This is a genomic window from Pedococcus sp. 5OH_020 (genome assembly GCF_027812955.1).
GTDB lineage: Bacteria > Actinomycetota > Actinomycetes > Actinomycetales > Dermatophilaceae > Pedococcus.
Genome location: NZ_JAPYZV010000025.1, coordinates 1 through 1,469, shown reverse-complemented (window position 1 = coordinate 1,469; position 1,469 = coordinate 1). Strand labels below are relative to the sequence as shown.

Here is a 1,469-nt window from a genome sequence, read left to right as displayed (position 1 = left end):
CGTTTGAGTTACCTAAGTCAAGTCCGCGGGTGCAGTGCCTGCTGATGTGCTTGATGCAGGGCTGGGTCGTAAGCACTGCCGGTATGCCAGCAGGCCCAAATGACCCGGATCCATGCGCGGGCCACGATTCGTGTGGCATGCGGGTTACGTTTGCCACGGGCGCGGGCGTCGGCATAGAGGCGGCCGGCCCAGGGCGACTGCATCCGAGCGTTGTGGGCGAAGGCGGTGATGGCCTTGCGTGCCCTGGTGTTGGCGGCCCAACGGAAGTAGACCCCGGTGGTCTTGCCTGACGCCTTCGTCACTGGCGCAGCCCCGCACTCGGTCGCAGCCTGCTCGGCGTTCTCGACGCGATCGAGGATCGGCCCTACCTCGGCGAGCAGCTGGGCGAGGTTGATCGTGCCCACGCCGGGGAGCCGCTCGAGCAGTCGCGCCCGGGGATGGTTGGCAACCCGCGCAGCGATCGTTGCCTCGACGTCGGTGATCGCCGCCTGCAGGGCACGCAGCACCGCGACCTGGGCATCGACCATGATGCGCACTGTCTGCTCGGGCAGGCCAACCGCGGTGACAGGTGCGCTGCGCAGCCTGGCCAGTAGTTCTGCGGGCGACTTTCCACCTCGGTAGGAGTGCCGCCGGCAGAACGCTGCCATACGGCCTTCGCCGAGGTGGCGAGCCGCCGCAGGCGTGGGGTAGTCGGTCAGGAACGCCAATGCGATCGGAGAGGCCAGGGACCGGAACAGGTGCCGGGCCCCTGGCCAGTGCGCGTCCAGGGTGGCCGTGAGCTGGTTGACCGCCGCGGTACGGGCTCGCACCTGGTCATCGCGCAACCGCACCAGTGCCTGTAGTTCCTGCAGTCCCGGGTCCACCGGTTCCAGCCGCCGCAGCCGGTGTCCATCGGTGCGCAGGTAGTCGGCCAGCTTGTAGCTGTCACCTGGGTCGGACTTCGCCCCCGAGGCGCCCCAGCGCGGACGGGCGGCGTAGAACGAGGTCGGGTGAACCGGGACAACAGGATGCCCGGCAGCGAGCAGACGCTCGATCACCAGACCGCTGCTCTTCTCGATGATCACCGGCAATCCGCTGGGATCGCCATGGTCGCGTAGTCGATGCAAAGTGTCGGCCCACCCGGGCTCGGTGTGCGGGAAGGACCACCGTTCCCGTATCGCACCGTCATCGTCCAGGACAGTCACATCGTGCGTGCGACTTGCCCAGTCCCAACCGACGAAAGGCATCTCTGGCCTCCTGATGGAGTCGATGGTTGACTCGTCGGTGTCGAGGCCCTTCGCCGGTTCCTCATTGTTCGGCCCTCGGTCGGGCTTGTTCCTAACGCCGGTCGGGGGCCTCGGCGCGCCGGGGGTGGCAGAACTCAAACTGGCCCTGACCGGGCACGGCAACGAGGCCATCCCCCGACACGACCGACAGCCACGACCAGACATCCGGCCCGGCCGCGCCCCCGATACTCCTCCAATGAGGCA

Annotated in this window: 1 protein-coding gene; it reads right to left on the bottom strand. The window is 67.9% G+C overall.

Annotation, left to right across the window (positions count from 1 at the left end; genetic code table 11):
- Positions 1-17: 17 nt before the first annotated feature.
- On the bottom strand, positions 18-1,226 hold the full coding sequence (locus PHA84_RS20645; protein WP_270890024.1) for an IS110 family transposase: 1,209 nt from the start codon (positions 1,224-1,226) through the stop codon (positions 18-20).
- Positions 1,227-1,469: the final 243 nt, after the last annotated feature.